This window comes from Sphingobacterium paramultivorum (assembly GCF_014109745.1).
Classification (GTDB): Bacteria; Bacteroidota; Bacteroidia; order Sphingobacteriales; family Sphingobacteriaceae; genus Sphingobacterium; species Sphingobacterium paramultivorum.
Genome location: NZ_CP058555.1, coordinates 3,242,832 through 3,259,373 on the forward strand (window position 1 = coordinate 3,242,832; position 16,542 = coordinate 3,259,373).

Genomic DNA, 16,542 nt, shown 5'->3' on the forward strand with positions numbered 1-16,542 from the left:
TTCGCTTTCATTTGATTGGTTATTAAGTATGAAAACGAATATATTGGCGAGGGGTATAATAGAAGATTAACAGAAGATTAACAGGTATCCAAAAACACCATTAACAACTGTATATCAATACATTAAAATTTTAAATATTTTTTCTTAATCTAGACAGTCTTTAAAACTTTTGGGGTAAGCTTCACCATATAAACGAGCGTAGATCTGACAGAAATTCTCATAGCACTGTAAAGCCAAGCTGTGATAGCCCAGCTGTAACAAGGAACGACATTTATGAACCATCGCCTCCTCATTGATTTCATCAAAATAGAATATCTTATTGCAGATCTCAATAATCAGTTCAGCATTATCCTGCACATTCAGATTTTCAATAAAATTGCCCAACGTGGTGAGCACCAGAATAGACATTTCACTTTTAAAATTATCGAGCCACTCATAGTCCACTTCGAAAAGGAAGCCTCCTTTGTCAATTATATCGAGTAATTCTCTAATTTCAGTTTCTGTAAAATGTTTTTTATTGGATACCATCCTGCTGAAGCGGAGGTAATCGATATATACTGTATCCATTGGCTCAATGCACCAATAACCGCTTTTTTTGGTCACCCTAAAATCACCCAATTGCTCGAGTAAGCTATTGAGCTTAGCGATGTTCACTGATCGATTATTGCGTGCACTGGACTGGCTCTTATCGGACCAAAATAGCTCAGTCAGCTTCTCTGAGCTAATTCCCCGCTCCCATCGTACGGTATAGAGAATAAAAATCAGCAGCATTTCTTTAAGCAATGGCGAAAACTTCTTTGTGATTTCTTTTCCAGCAAGATCCACAATCTGTAAGTCGCCACCGAAAAGGTAGATTCCGGCGCCATGTCGGGTTTCAAATCCCTCGGCCACTTTCTTGGTTTGCGGAAGATCAACCAATTGCGCGCTCTTATCTTGTTCAGTCTCCTTCAAGGGAGCTGCATGTAGGTGCGGCTCTCCTATTTTATCGGTTTCCATGACAGAAATAGCCTGTTTTTTTTGCTTGCCTCTTTTTCGATACCACCAGATCAAGAGCGATAATCCCATTACAGCGAGGGCATAAAGGCTGTATTTAAGCAGCATAGGCTTAGCCAAAGGCATTATACCCTGTTCAGACGGTAAGGGGGGAGCCAGCAAGGTATAAATCGTTGCTTTAGTCAGATCGGTCTTGTCATCATAAAACAAGGTGACTGCAACGAAAGACTTAGATTTCGGTGCATAATAGAGATCGGCAAAAGAACGGATGTCATGAAAATCGAAGGGTATACTGCTCCCCAGAAACTGGTATTGTGTCCCTTTGAGGCTACCTGCCACCAGTTGTAAATGTGTTTTGAATTTATTGTTCGGGAAAATCAATCCATAAAACAGTCCACTACTATCTTCAACGACCAGACTATTGGCCCATACCATATCGGCGAATGCAGATGAAAATTCGTAAACTTTTAGAGACTTGCGGTTTTTAAAATCAAGCTTAAGAAAATCATTTGAAATGCGGGGATTCAACATTTGATCTCCTGTGGAACTGCCATAACCACCGGCCAGGTATACACCATCTTTTCCCTGCCCCATTCCCGCAAGATAATGCGGAAAAATTTCATCACCTGTAAAAGGAATGCTATCCCAAGATTGTGTGGGCAGATGATAACGCAATACGCCCGCTTTGTATTTAAAATGTCCATAGCCCCCGATCATATAGATACTCGTGTCGGACGAATTAAAATATTTGTTGAACAGCCAATAGTTTGTGCCTACAGCAGGAAAATCAAATTGTTTATTCCATGTTCGACTGGTGGAATCATAAGCAGCAACGATTTTTTGGTCGATGGAGATATTCAGGACGTTCTTTTTGATCGGATCAAAAAGCGATTGGCTGCCATTGACAAGCAAAAGCTTGCCATCCGCATATTCCTGCGAACGTAAGTCACTACCACCAATTTTACTGATCATTAAACGCTTATTTCCAACAAAAAACAGTGTTTCTTCATTTTTGTCAAAGGCCACACTAGCTTGTCCTTCCAGTGTAAAAGAAGACTGTGTTTTCCATTCACTACGTTGCCGTTTGATCCAGATCGGATTACCGATTTCCGCTGCACTCTTTTTTTGTTCGTCTAAACTCTTGGTCCCTGAAGACTCATCCAATGGCCAATAGTATTTAAGTTTGCTATTATCCGCAATTCGAATATCCTTTAAGCGCATGGGTGGAACATCCATCGTTTGGAAGTTTTTCATCATATTTGCGCCAAAAACGAGCTTAAACTGAGGCGCAAACTGTTTATTGAGCCGATAGGAATATCGGGCTGTTCCAACCTGAAAATAAAGCTCCTTTTTATCCATATCGAGCTCGAGGCGCATTGGCGTCCAGTTATAATACAACTGTAAGGCTGTGATATTGAAAGATACCGGGGTAAAGTCCTCCCCCACTACCAATTTAAAATGTTTGTCCTGATCAAGCCGCCGATCGTATATCAAATCGATATTGACACCATCATCCGTAATCAGTCGAAAGATATAACCAAAATAATCCTGTTGGAGTGGCAGAAAGGAAAGATCGAACGAAACAGACAGTTTATGTTGAAAAGAAATCGATTCCTTGGTACCGATCTGCAGGCTAGTCCGCTTATCGGCTTCCATGTTGTGACTGGCAAATTCTAACCCATATTGCGCCGATCCAATCTGACAGATCAGTACGAACCATAAAACCAGAAAAAGATATCTTGATTTTTTCTTCACAATTTAGATTAAGCCTGATCTCAAAAATATAAAATTTTAAATAGAAATCTAAAATTTCTGCAACTATTACCTCAGTGGGTGTAGCGATCTTTTGCTTAGCAGCAAATTTCTTCTTCATCGTGTATTTTGCTTCCATTTATGAGTAAAACCATGTTTTCACATGCGTAAAAAAAACGCTACGCTTCACGACTTAATTTGGATGTTGGGCGATTATCCCTATATTCGACAAGCCAAATCCCATAGGGAATTGTGCGATATAAACCAATTTATCAATAGCAGGACATCATGAACATCCTAAAACCTTATTTGCTTATCCTTCTCCTACCATTCATGTATTTTAACTGCCTTGCGCAGTCCGCAACAAAGATTATCGATCTTTCCACCTATGGTGTTGTTCCCAACACGGGCAACAATAGTACTGCATTGGTCAATAAAGCTATTCAATCCATCTTCAGCAAGATTGGCAAGAAAGAACCTATTATTTTAAAATTCAAAAAGGGACGTTATGACTTTCATCCAGAAGGGGCGCTAACCCGCGAATACTACATCTCCAATCACGATCAGGACAACCCCAAGACCGTAGGTATGGCATTTGAAAATTGCGACAACATCACAATTGATGGACAAGGATCAGACTTTATTTATCATGGACGCATGTTACCAATTGCATTGATAGAGAATAAAAACCTCACGTTGAAAAACATCCACATCGATTTTGAGCGTCCCCAGATCTGCCAGGTTAAGATTTTACAAAACGATACAATCAACGGTACAATTACTTATCAAACTGCACCTTGGGTAACCTATACGATCAAAGACAGTATATTTTACAATACCGGTGAAGGCTGGCAACTGAAACCGACATCGGGGATTGCCTTTGAAGAAAAGACCAAACGCATTGTCTATAATACAAGCGATATTCGCGTGGGCACAACCAAAGTGAAAGAGCTCTCCCCGGGTATTATTCAAGCGCAGCAATGGAAGAACAGCAAGCTTATACCGGGTACCGTCGTTGCCATGCGCGCTGGATTTCGTCCCAACCCGGGCGTATTTGTCCATAAAGGAAAAAATATACGGCTTGAAAATATTGCCGTCCATTACGCCGAAGGCATGGGTTTGTTAGCTCAATTAACGGACAACATCACATTGGAAGGTTTCCGAATTGCACTTCGCAGCGATCAGGATCCGCGTTATTTTACGGCTCAGGCTGACGCAACACATTTTTCGGGTTGCAAGGGTGTCATTGTATCGAAGAATGGACTTTATGAAAATATGATGGATGATGCCATCAATATCCATGGTACCTACCTGAAGATCACCAAACGACTAGATGACAAAACATTGATCGGTCGTTATATGCACGATCAATCCTACGGATTTGACTGGGGCTACCAGGGGGATACAGTCCAATTTATCCGATCCAGTACAATGGAACTCTGGGACCAGAAAAATAAGATCCAATCCATTAGCATTTTACGCGAGAAAGCCTCAGACCCAATCCGCGAATTCAAGATTACTTTAAGTAGTGCTTTGGACCCAGCTATTGACCCAACAAAAATGGATATTGGCATCGAAAACCTCACATGGACGCCAAGTGTACTATTTAGTGGTAATATCATACGCCACAATAGAGCACGAGGTGCTTTATTCAGTACGCCCAAAAAGACCCTGGTAGAAAACAACCTCTTTGATCATACTTCAGGTACAGCTATTCTCCTGTGTGGCGATGCCAATGGTTGGTATGAAACTGGCAGCTGCCACGATATTCGCATCCGGAACAATACTTTCATCAATGCCTTGACCAATATGTTCCAATTTACCAATGCGATTATATCGATCTATCCAGAAATTCCGGATTTAAAAAATCAGCAGAAATACTTCCATAGCCATATCGTCATCGAAGACAACCGCTTTGAAACCTTCGATAAGCCTATTCTTTATGCCAAATCAGTCAATGGATTGGTCTTTCGCAACAACCAAATCAAAACCAATAAGGAATATCCAGCATTTCATTGGAATAAAAAGCCCTTATTTTTTGAACGTGTCGCAAATAGCAGTATTTCAAACAATACGGTAAATGGCAAACAAAGTGATTTACAAAGTTTGGATCAATAACAAGTCCCGATATTTAAACTATAAACTGTCCCTATGTTATTTCGCAAAAACAATTCATCATTCACCCTTGCGGTGTTATTCATGGGTATATGTATAGGAGGCCATGCGCAAACTGTCAACCGAACTAAAGCTAAGCAGAAGCACCAATCGGTATCCACAACAGAACGCCCCAATATTGTCGTGTTTTTTGTGGACGACCTCGGTTGGCAGGACATGTCCGAACCATTTTACAAGGTCAAAACGCCGATCAACGAAAAGTTTCATACCCCCTATCTGGAAACATTGGCCAAAGAAGCCATTAAATTTACCAATGCGTATGCAACACCGGTGTGCACACCTTCCCGGGTGAGCTTTCTGACCGGTTTAAATGCTGCTCATCATCGTGTCACCAATTGGACCCATCCCAAGGCTGACACCCCGACCGATAGCAAAGATGAATTGTTGAATCCACCGGATTGGAATATCAACGGACTAAGCCCTGTGCCCAATATACCACATACGATATATGCTACTCCATTTCCAAGCATCCTTAAGGCCAATGGTTACTATACCATTCATGTGGGCAAAGCACATTGGGGATCTGCCGGAACACCTGGTGCCAGCCCTTTAAATTTGGGCTTTATGGTCAATATTGCAGGACACTCCGCTGGGCACCCACAAAACTACTATGGCGAGCAGAATTACGGTAACCTTCCTGGCAAAGCAGGTTATCAGGCAGTTCCCGACCTTATGGAATATCATGGCACATCCACATTTCTAACGGAAGCCTTAACCCGGGAGGCGCTGAAGGCACTGGAGGAGCCTATACACCGTAAGGAGCCTTTTTTTCTTAATTTTTCCAACTATGCGGTGCATGTCCCGATCCAACCCGATCCACGTTTTGTACAAAAATACCTCGACCGCGGCTTAGATTCCACTGAAGCAGCTTATGCGTCACTGGTCGAAGGTTATGACAAAAGTATGGGTGATATCGTTCAATTTCTCAAAGACAAAAACCTATACGATAATACCGTCATTATTTTCCTTAGCGACAATGGCGGACTTAGCCTCAGCCCAATGCGCTCCGGACCAAGCCATACACAGAACCTACCATTAAAAGCTGGGAAAGGGTCGGTTTACGAAGGTGGAATCCGGGTTCCTCTGTTGATCAAACAGGCCAAGCAGCACTCTGCAAGCACAGATGCCACCCCTGTTATGGTCGAAGATCTCTTTCCAACGATTCTCAGCTTAGCCAAAATAGATCACTATCAGCTCGTACAGGAAAAACCAGATGGAAAAAATCTTTTGCCCTTAATGGAAGGTAATAGGTCCGACAATTGGAACAGCCGGCCATTGGTATGGAATATCCCCAACAAGTGGACAGTGCCAGACGGCCCTGGAATCAACTTTTTCTCGGCAATAAGACAAGGTGATTATAAGTTGCTTTACGACATGAAAAATGGGAAGCTTGAACTTTATAACCTGCAGCAAGATATCGGTGAACTCAACAACCTTGCCCCAAAAATGAAAGGAAAAACCAATGAGCTCAGCAAATTACTTTCGGATCAGCTCCGGACCTGGAAGGCTCAGTTGCCGACCTACAAAGCTACGGGACAGCAGATCCCCTATCCTGATCAAATTAAGCCGATGGATTAAGGGGGCTGCTTGGATGACTTATACAACGAAGCCCCAACAGTACATATCGGGGCTTCGCTGGTTTATCCTCTCCTCCGAGGATACGATTTAGCAAAATATGTTGCTATCCATGACAACTATCCTTTTTTCTCTTTTTTTGCAGATTCAATCAGTTCACGCATTTCTAACTTAATGTAATCAACATTAGGGGTCGATCCTGTTAACATATAGCGAATATTACCGTCCTTATCTAAAATAAATTTGGAAGGAATACCGTTTATACCCAATTTGCCGGCCAACACTTTTCCTGTTTCCGGATCTTTCTGATCATCAAAAATCACCTCAAAAGGATATTGATTTTTGTCGATAAACTTCGCGACATTCTCCTTGTAGTTTTTGTCGCGTTCCCAGGTATTAACAAAAACAAACTGTACATCTTTATCATGTGCATAGAGCTCCTGCGCTGCTTTCATTCCTGGAAATGAACGTACACACGGCTGACACCAGGTTGCCCAAAAGTCGAGTACAACAACTTTCCCTTTCAGGCTAGCCAAACTGACTTTATCACCTTTCAAGTTTAACAATTCAAAATCAGGTGCCTTCTTGAAAACCTCATTTCCTTTGATGTGTTCACGAATATTTTTAACAAGCTCTTCCTTAAGAGTGGCATTATATTGCTCATAACCTGCTAAAGTACCATTAAGATCGCCATATAATTTCTTCAACTCGGGCTCGGTCTCAAATTGACCTTTGGCATAGAGCCTAGATAAAATATTGTAAGCTTCAAGCTTGCGGTTGACGCCTAATAGCGTCTTTGCATGCACTTTTGCTAACCCATCGGCTTGTTCGGGAGCTGCTACCAAAGCCTTATCAATATACTCGAGTGCCTCCCGATATTTTCCTTGTCCAACTAAAATATTGACATAAGCTGACATCGAGCTGGCATAGCCCATGGAGGCAAATCTGGCTTTATTGTCTTTCTGTTCTTCCGGCAAACTGATATAGTAATAAGCATCATCCATTGCCGTCCTAAAAATTGGCGCGGCAGCGGCCGTATCTCCTGCAGCTAATAATGCTTGTCCCGTTGGCAAATAGCCATTTCCTCGCCAGAAACGCTCTTTCATCTCACCTAAATAATACGTTGCTTTTTTAGCATTACCATCTTTTGCGAAAGAAGTTGCCAAAGATCCCAATACATAATCATAGGTTAGTTCATCACCAGGAAAATTAGCTACTGGCCATTTTTTTATCAACTCCAGATAAGCTTTTTCTTTAGCCGTGGTTTCCTCTGCTTTGTAGAACACGTTTGTCACAAATGCTTCCCGTGTAATTTTCCCTTTTGGGTATTTTTTAGTCGCAATTTTCTCCAAAGCAAGCTGTTTATCTTCCTTTTCCAGTGTTCGGAGGATATTGATTGCCGTACGGTATTCATCTTCTGAATTATATTTTTTTGATTCAGCGAATAAGGCATTTGCCAAGGAGTCTTTCCTTTCGGCATTTCCACCATTGGCAATCTGATAATAACGTTCCATTTTAGCACGGTCCACTTGTTGGGCGAGCACAGTTCCCGAGGCCAACAAAAGGCCTATCATCAATTTAAATTTCATGTTATGTCTGTTTTATAATTAGTATTTGTATGCTAAGTCAATAATCCTCCCAAAACCTGTGAAGGTTTTATCCAGTGACTGAATGGTGCCTGTGGGGCTCACTTTAAAATAATAGACTTTTCCTTCTGTTCCATTCCAAGTAGCCACAATCAACCGCGGCAAGCCCTGACCATAGCCATGTCGTTCAAATTTTATTTTACTGACAGTTTCATTTGTCGGCAGCTGATATTCCACAGTATAACTATTAGAGGTCACCTCATACCGATAAAGCTTCGCATCGGCTACATAAAAGATATGTGGAGATAAAGTAGAACAGCTTAGGTCGGCTGCTTTGGTCAATCCTGGCGCGTCCAAGTGTTGTTTGGCCACATTTATAGTTGGCTCAGCAGCGGTTCTCGTGGTTCGAAATTGCAGCAAATAGGCTTCAGAACCATCTGTAGTGCTCATAATCGCATTTCGGACAGTACTTACATTGGAGGAATCCAGTTTGATCAGATCCATACCCACATTATTCATGTCGAAGAGTGCCGTATTCTGTGAAGCTGCATCAAAAGCATTGAGGTTGCTGGAAGTAACTGCATAAAAACACCTATTCAGCCGATCAAATACAAAAACATTGTAGGTATCCGAATAATTAGCGCCCGATATATGTTGAGCCGCTAGATTATACGTGTATTCATGCGTTGAAGACTTCATTTCAGCTCCAAATTTTTTTGCTCCGGGAAACCCACCGACCATATTGGGATACAGTTTACCGTCGTTAATCAAAAGACCAAGATTGTTGCCCCCAGCTCCACCCCAAGCGATATACTCGGGTTTGATCGTTGCTGGAGCCTGAAAAAATAGATACGCATAGTCAAAACGTTTCTTCATTGTATTGCCATCCAATTCAATAGCATCACTGGCTCCAACGATGTAGAATTTCTTACCATCCTGTGCCACTCCGTCTGAGATGGATTGGGGCGATATGCTAAAGCTTTTGGGATTAGCAATAGGATAATTTGCATTCCTTCCACTGTAGATATCGTGGTACAATGTTCCATTACGCAAGATCATGGAAAGATCAGCTTTTCCATTGCGGTCTTCCAAAAAGATCCAGCCCTGCGTAAATAAGTCCTGAACGGCAAGCTGATAGAAACGAAATACAGCGAGTCCTGTTTTATTATTTGTTACCTTATAGGTCAATTTGTAATTTTCACCCAGTATAAAAATATCTGGAGAAACCGTATAGTTCAACGATTTTGTTTTAGCAATCAATGTACTGTCCTGTATATAACTTGCACTTGCCGAATTAAGGTAGACAAACCACTCATAGGAAAGGTCATTGGCATCTCCATTGTACACAACCTCCGGTGAAAGCGTCAAAGCCTTCCCCTGCTGGATAAAAATTGTCGTGTCACTCTTTTCTTCCGGAAAACTAACCTTATCCAGCACAGTGTAACTGTAGTTACCCTCATCTTTTGCACAGGAGAAATTTAATAGTGTTATCAGACACAGGTATAATAGCTGATATAATTTTGTTCTTTTCATAATATTTCAGTTAGGGAATAATAACCCTGTTACCATTTTCGTCGAACATCGGGCCGTTGGCCTTTTCATATTCGTAAATACCTAATCGTGCTTGAGCCAGCATCCGATTGCTATCCTGTGGAAACAGTCCACCTTGGTTCCAATTGGTATAATCGAGCAACTGTGTCAGAAACAGGATCTTTGTATTGGAATAGTCTCCAAACAGATTTTTCCAATAGGAATCCCAAATACTCGGTTTTTCCAGTTTATCGGTTAAGGTGAAACGCCAGGTCAATCGGTCGAGCACTGCAGACACGGCATTATCGTTATATCCAGGTTTAAAGTCAGCATTTGCTATAATTTTTAATTCAGCCATAACGACGCTATCCTTGAGCCCTGCACGTCTAAAAAATATGACGTCCACAATACCATCGGAGGCATTGGCCGGAATTACAGCGTGTTCGAGCTTAAAGTGATAGCCTTCTTTTGCTGTCGAACCTGTCGCCAGTGCAATGGCTACGGGGCGATCAGTATTTCGGGGCAAACCAATAATCCGAATTGGAATTTGAACGGTATCCGTAAGGATATCTTTCGATTGAAAGGCAAAGCTGTAGTTTACGCTATCCACCAGTGTCCCTGCATAACGCTTATCAATGTAAACTTTGGGATCACTGTCATCGAACATCAATTTATTGTCCTCCTTACATCCGAGTAAAGTGAACAGCAGAGCAGCACATGCTCCAATAAAGGTGAGTAATCTTTTCATCATGCTGTCTAGTTCAGGCCAAATTCAATTTCATTGTCCGGTAAGGGGAAAACATATTTGCTATTGTCCATTGTTCCCCCAACGGTATTTTGTAGTGTACTGTAGTTTTTGCGCTTATAGTAGTACCATAACTGGCCTTCAGCATAAAAGTCTTTGCGATATTCTTTAAATAATTCACCTTCTAGCAGTGTAGGCGTATTGATGGTACTCGCAGATAAGGCCGGAATCAAACGTGCTGTACGCACTTTATTGAGGTAGCTCAGGGCTTGCTCTAACGTTTCACTCGCCTCTGCAGCAATGTAATACATCTCCGAAAGCTTGATCACAGGAACCAGCTTTTGATTAACATTTGTCACATTGTTGCCGACATAATACTTCGTATTATAAACTGTTGTGGCATTAAATTGATTCCAACGGCTGTTTGAAGCTTGTGGCCCACGGATATCAATGGCATGTCCGGCAACAGCGATCTCATACCAGCTATTGAGGTTGGTTAATGTGGTAAATAAATCCTCATTTTCAGGAGCGCCCGCTTCTGTTTTGAAATAACGGTCCGATAGATCTTTTAGGTTGGATTTGTAAATCGAAAAGATATGCTCCGTGCTAAAAATCGCATTGGAAGTGGCACTTGTGGCATTCACGGTATTGGTATTGCCGTTCACAAATTCAAACTTCTGGCTATCGATTACTTCTTTGGCATATTTAAGCGCATTGACCTTATCGCCCCTATACAGATAGACCCTTGCCAGCAGGGCTTTAACGGCCCAAACATTCAGTCGGTTTTGACGAAACATGGTAAAGACCTCCAAAGAGGTATTTGCAGCATTATCTTTAATCTGGTCTATTGTCGGATATACGGCCAATAATGCTTCAGCCTCCTTCAGATCTTTCTCCAATAAGGCAAGTACTTCGGCTCGCGAGAGAACCTTGCCCGGGTTGACCGTAAATGCGGTCATATAAGGGATACTTAGACTTTCCTCCGTGGGACTTGCTACGGGTGACGCAGCAAAAAGACGCAGCAGATCAAAATGAAGTAGCGCCCGGGTCGCCAAAGCCTCACCTTTAACAAGCTGATAATTTACTCCGGTAAAAAGTTCTTTATCGGCATCAATATCTTTGAGGATATAATTGGCCTGAGCGATGGTACTGTATTGTGTCGTCCATAAGCTGCTCAACGTAGATTTAACTGTAGCATCAGTATAATTATATCTTGCCATTTGACCGTAAGTATCTGTATTGGCATTCGATTTACTCTGATAGAGCTGTGCCAGTACATCCAGGTATCCATAGCTAAGCTCTTTACCATAACTGTTTGCCTGCGCCATTTTCTGATAGATTCCGATCAAAGCATCCTTATATCCCTGTTCGGACGAAAACTGCTTTTCTTCGGTTGTTTGTGTACTGGGCTGTACATCCAGCCATTTGTTGCAGGACTGAGTTAAAATGCCCAGTCCTATCATAAGCAATACAATATAATTGTTGTTGTTGTAAATGATTTTCATCTGTGTTGCTTTTAAAAACTGGTGGATAATTGAAGTGTAAATGAGCGTGCAAAGGGATAGTCAAGACCACGTTCCCGGCGTATCGAAGACATGCGAAATACATCATTGGAATACAGCGATATTTTAGTATTGCTCATCCGCCAGCGTTTGGTCAATTGATCTTTGAAGCGATAGAAGACCGAAACACTTTCCAGGGAAAGTAAATTGTCATTTTGCACAAACCTGGAAGTTGCGTAGGTAGGCGTATTAATCGCATAGCCATCGGCATCGATCAGTCCTTTATAGAATACATGATCTCCTTGTTTCATCCATCGCTCCTCGGCAACTCTTCTATCCACATTGTAAAGACGTGCATTGACATTTTCTACCCGATCTGCGAGTGTTTGGTTATAAGCCTGTCCGCCCAGCCTAAATCGGAAAAATGCATTAAAACCAATTCCACGGTATTCGAAATTGGTTCCGAAGGTACCCTCTACATCGCTGCGCGAGTCTCCAACGATTACCTGATCCAGTGGATTGTACGTATTGGTCAATTTGCCATCCCTTGTTCTAAAAATCTCATAACCCGATGCGGGGTCTATCCCGAGCGACGGTACCGCCCAGATCGCCGTTTGTGACTGCCCTTCTGCATAGCGGGTAATCGGGAGTGAAGACAGCTCCTCATTCGCCAATTTATTCAGTGCAGCAATGGTATTGGAGACTTTGGTAATCTTGGTCTTGACCGAAAAGAGATTAACAAAAACAGACCAGTTATTCCTGTTGGTACTGTTTGCCAAAATATTATAACGGGTGTAAAGTTCCCAGCCTTTCGCCTCGAGATCGCCCATATTTTCTTTATATTGATCAAATCCAGTCGATGGCGCCGTCGATATGCTCGCGATAGAACCTTCAGTTTTTTCGATATAATAGTTGGCTGTGAGATCAAAACGCTTGAAAAGTGTCAAATCCAATCCTATATTATTCTTCTGTGTCTTTTGCCAAGCCAAAGCATTATTTCCAAATCCGAGTAAATAGGTTCCGATCATACCACGGTAGTCTGTGGAATTGAAATACTGGGAGGTTGTTTTACCATAGAAAGAATCAAAATTTTGTGATCCCGTATAACCGAAAGAATAACGAATTTTAAGTCGGTCTATCCCGTTGACCTTTGCCAGAAAATGTTCTTTATGCAGGTTCCATCCTGCCCCTGCAGACCAGAATGGTGCAAATCTATTGTCACTCCCAAATTGGGAAGATCCATCCAAACGGAACGAGAAATCCAATAAATAGCGGTTATCGTGCGAAAAGGAAAGGTTAGAAAATAAACCTGCCAAGCGCTTGATATTCTCCGTTCCTTCTGGTTTTGTACCAGTTGCAAACTGAAGTCCCTGGCTCATGTTGTCCATACTCGCATTTGGAAAACCAACCACTTTGAACGTTTCAGTATGATTGTTTTCCTGACTAATATTCGCTCCCAACGTTGCGAAAATCAAATTCTTGTCAAAGGTTTTATTGAAATTGGCAGAGAATATCCCCTCATAACGTTGATTTTTACCATAACCTTTTGTGTAAGATCCCTTTTCAAAGGTTGCCACATTGGTAAAGGAAGAATGTTGTGCAGGCAAGAAGCGATCTGATTCGTCGGCTTGATAGAGGTAAGCAAAAGTTCCCTTTAATTTTAACCAGCTATACGCCTGCCATTCCAAGGCAAAATTATTGATTATACTATGGTAATTTGTCTGATCAACTAGGTTCAATGCCGCGTCATATAGCGGATTTACCGGCCTGCCCACATAACCAGTGAGGTTGTCATAGCTATCAAAGTTCGTCAGCCGTTTTCCCGTTTCCTCATTAAGGATATCTTCGAGATATACCTTATAAGATCCATCAGCGTTGTATGGGGTCCAGTAGGGATTTAGCTGTGCATATTGTCGAAATGAACCATAAGGTGAATTGGTACCTTTATTAGACACTAAAGTCAGATCATTCTTGAAGATGATGTTTTTGTATCGGTAGGCCAAAAATGTGTTTCCAGTCATGGTTTGGCGACTAGATCCCTTCATTACACCGGCATTGTTATAATAGTTGAGGTTGATTCCGTACTGAACTTCCTCTCGTCCTCCCTCGAGATAAAGATTATGCTTTTGCCCTATACCAGTGCGTATTGGTTGTGCCATCCAATCGGTATTGACACCAGAACGTACCGCAGCCAATCGATTGTTATAGATAGTTTTTAATTGTTGATCGGTACCATTCCAACTGTAGTCATACACGCCGATCTGTCTTTCAAGCTCGAGTTTTTCGGCCGCATTGAGTACATCATAACCCTTTAGATCGGGTATTTCCAAGGTCATGTTACCTGTATAGGTGACCTGGAGTTTGCCTGATTTTGGACGAATCGTTTCGATCACAACGACACCATTTGCCGCGCGTGACCCATAAATAGATGTTGCTGTAGCGTCCTTAAGCAGATCGATGTTTTTGATACGCGTCAGATCGAGATCATTGATCCGGGATAACGATACTTCAAAACCGTCCAGAATAAACAAGGGAGTATTTGGGTTATTCGAATAATTAAAAGGATTGCTTCCGCTGCTGTTTGGATCGATAAGACTATTTCCTCCGCGCAAAGTGACCTCAGGTAAAGCATTGGGGTTAGAACCCAAGTTGAGATTCTCTGGCATTTGAAAAGATGGATCAAGTGATTTTATCGCCGATAGCACATTGTCGCTGCTCACATTCTGCAACTGCTCTTTGGTAAATGATCGTGCGGCACCCGTATACATTTCCTTTGGCCGCTCAAAAAGGCCCGTAACGACTACATCTTCAATCCTATTTTCAAGCGTTTTTAATACCACCTTAAATTCGGATCTGCCGGAGAGAGCAAGCTCCTGTGTTTCATAGCCGATCATCGAAAAGACTAGGGTAGACACCGGTCCGGTAATAGGCAATCCCCAATGTCCATTTTGATCCGTTGCAGTACTATTGCCCGACGGTGCCCCCTGCTCCTTCCCATTTTTGGTGAGGACAGTCACACCGGCGATAGGCTTACCCTTGTCATCCAAGACTATACCGCCGATACGACGAGGTTGCTCACGCTCATTTTTGACTTTACTTTGTTTATCGTGATCCTCAAAAAGAACGACACCCAAAGAAGTTTCCTTAAAACTCAGATTGGTTTGCAGAAGCATAAGCTGTAAAGTCTGGGCGACAGACCGCGATTGCTTATCCATTGTGGGTGCCATATATTGCTCCACCAGATCACTGGGGTAGAAAATAGTAATCCCCGATTTATTTTCAAGTTCCTGAAGAGCCTTTTTTAATGACAAAGAAGAAGACCCCATGTGAATCTTCACTGTGTTCATCCGTTGACCCAACGTTTCGGGCAGTGCCATCAATTGTAATGAACTGGATAGCAGCAATGCCCCGATCAAATTTACTTTCATGGTAGATAGAAAGATTTTTCGATGTTTAGGGTTAAAGTGGGCAAAATAATCCCCACTTGCAAAAAACAAGAATTTTTGCATTATTTGTATTGGGTTTAATTGTTTGACAATAATCGAATAAGCTCAGCTCCCTGTTTGCTTCCTACGGCCAGGGAGTTTTTACTATATCAGTTGTTGTTAAGTCTGTTTTTTCATTTTCATTAGGCGTTGATTTTTAAGTTAATGTATGTTAGTTTTTTCTTTCGCTCCATTTTTTATTGACAGCCCTCTCCTTGTATTTCATATTCACCATCAGCTGTCTGACGATAGATCGCATTGCGCGTAGCACAGATATTCAACAATACCTCTTCGATCGTTTCACTTCCGGTAAATTTCCCGCTGACGGGACAATTTTCTAGGGCCGGATTGATAAAATGTAGTTTCACTCCATACCGTTTTTCCAAATTTTTAGCGATGTCACCAAAAGCCAGAGCGTCAAAAGACATATCCTGTCTTTTCCAGCTTAATGCCGATGCGGTATTTATTTTCTCAACCTTAGCCTTCAACTGTGATTCTCTTAGGTCGATTTTCTGATCCGCCACAAGCTCGGCAAATACTTGCTTTTCATTTTCTACCCTTACTTTTCCACGTTCGACAAGGACTTCAATCTGCTTGCTGTCAGTCGGGTATTTTATTGTAAATGCCGTACCAAGGACAGTTGTTTTAATCTCACCCGTATGAATGATAAAAGGTTGATTATTCCGATGTTTAATATCGAAATATGCCTCCCCCTCCAAGCTAACCTCACGTGTTGCATCATCAAAGGTATTGGGATAGGATAGTTTACTCCCTGCCCGCAAAACAACACGTGAACTATCTGGCAATAGGATAAATCGATTCGCCGATCCTTCCGACTTGGAAAAGGTCACCTGCTGTTCATTCGAAGTAGACTTGTTCCACAGCAGAATAGTGAAGGAGACCAACAGTAGCGCCGCTGCTACGGCCGCATAGGGCCAATAAACACGTTTACGTACAGGTATATTATCCATTTGCGCCCAAATATTGGCTTTCATTCGTTCACCGACCTGTTGCTCTGTTTCTCCTGGCGCTAGTTCCCAAATGTTTTCCTCTTCCTGCTGCTGACGATACCACAGTAGTAAACGCTCTTTTTCTTCTACAGAAATTGTTCCCTGAAGGTATTTATCGATTAGTTGCTGTAAATTACTATTGTCCATGAAATCGTCCGTTATATGATAGTACCACATGACCATGGGTAC

9 protein-coding genes are annotated in these 16,542 nt (G+C 42.0%); 2 read left to right on the plus strand and 7 right to left on the minus strand.

The genetic code is table 11. From position 1 onward, the window contains the following. Window positions 1-144: 144 nt before the first annotated feature. Complete coding sequence (locus HS960_RS13765) at window positions 145-2,748, minus strand: hypothetical protein (protein ID WP_182329548.1); 2,604 nt, start codon at window positions 2,746-2,748, stop codon at window positions 145-147. Window positions 2,749-3,033: 285 nt separating this feature from the next. Between HS960_RS13765 and HS960_RS13770 the strand changes: the two genes are divergently transcribed. Further along, window positions 3,034-4,863: a right-handed parallel beta-helix repeat-containing protein gene (locus HS960_RS13770; RefSeq protein ID WP_202883683.1), complete on the plus strand. Its 1,830-nt coding sequence runs from the start codon at window positions 3,034-3,036 to the stop codon at window positions 4,861-4,863. Window positions 4,864-4,896: 33 nt separating this feature from the next. Then, window positions 4,897-6,498 carry a sulfatase gene (locus tag HS960_RS13775; RefSeq protein WP_228280016.1) on the plus strand — a complete coding sequence of 534 codons (1,602 nt, stop codon included), beginning with the start codon at window positions 4,897-4,899 and terminating at the stop codon, window positions 6,496-6,498. 116 nt (window positions 6,499-6,614) lie between these two features. Here the strand turns inward: HS960_RS13775 and HS960_RS13780 are convergent, their stop codons facing one another. From HS960_RS13780 to HS960_RS13805, 6 genes are all read right to left on the minus strand, one after another. After that, window positions 6,615-8,084 carry a TlpA family protein disulfide reductase gene (locus HS960_RS13780; protein WP_182329551.1) on the minus strand — a complete coding sequence of 490 codons (1,470 nt, stop codon included), beginning with the start codon at window positions 8,082-8,084 and terminating at the stop codon, window positions 6,615-6,617. Window positions 8,085-8,102: 18 nt separating this feature from the next. Beyond that, window positions 8,103-9,614 (minus strand): PKD-like family lipoprotein, encoded by a 1,512-nt coding sequence (locus HS960_RS13785; RefSeq protein WP_182329553.1) that lies wholly within the window; start codon window positions 9,612-9,614, stop codon window positions 8,103-8,105. A 10-nt stretch (window positions 9,615-9,624) separates the two neighbouring features. Further along, window positions 9,625-10,362 carry a DUF4843 domain-containing protein gene (locus HS960_RS13790; protein WP_182329555.1) on the minus strand — a complete coding sequence of 246 codons (738 nt, stop codon included), beginning with the start codon at window positions 10,360-10,362 and terminating at the stop codon, window positions 9,625-9,627. A gap of 5 nt (window positions 10,363-10,367) precedes the next feature. Further along, window positions 10,368-11,861: a RagB/SusD family nutrient uptake outer membrane protein gene (locus HS960_RS13795; RefSeq protein ID WP_182329557.1), complete on the minus strand. Its 1,494-nt coding sequence runs from the start codon at window positions 11,859-11,861 to the stop codon at window positions 10,368-10,370. Between the two features lie 11 nt (window positions 11,862-11,872). Continuing rightward, window positions 11,873-15,286, minus strand: a complete 3,414-nt coding sequence (locus tag HS960_RS13800; RefSeq protein ID WP_182329559.1) for a SusC/RagA family TonB-linked outer membrane protein — start codon at window positions 15,284-15,286, stop codon at window positions 11,873-11,875. A gap of 254 nt (window positions 15,287-15,540) precedes the next feature. After that, complete coding sequence (locus HS960_RS13805) at window positions 15,541-16,500, minus strand: FecR family protein (RefSeq protein WP_182329561.1); 960 nt, start codon at window positions 16,498-16,500, stop codon at window positions 15,541-15,543. Window positions 16,501-16,542: the final 42 nt, after the last annotated feature.